1 pseudogene is annotated in these 221 nt (G+C 62.4%); it reads left to right on the top strand.

The features are described 5' to 3' along the window. Window positions 1-221 (top strand): annotated as a pseudogene (locus ADK57_RS19850) (levanase); the annotation flags it as partial.

Genomic DNA, 221 nt, shown 5'->3' with positions numbered 1-221 from the left:
CGGCCCCAGTTCCACTTCACGCCGGAGAAGAACTGGATGAACGACCCCAACGGCCTCGTCTACTACAAGGGCGAGTACCACCTCTTCTACCAGTACAACCCGAACGGCAACTCCTGGGGCGACATGTCCTGGGGGCATGCGGTGAGCAAGGACCTCGTGCACTGGGAGGAGTTGCCGCTCGCCCTGTCGCACGACGACGAGGAGATGGTGTTCTCCGGCAG

It is taken from the genome of Streptomyces sp. MMG1533 (genome assembly GCF_001279775.1).
Taxonomy (GTDB): Bacteria; Actinomycetota; Actinomycetes; order Streptomycetales; family Streptomycetaceae; genus Streptomyces.
Note: the sequence above shows the minus strand (reverse complement) of the source record. Positions and strands in the feature narration are given on the sequence as shown.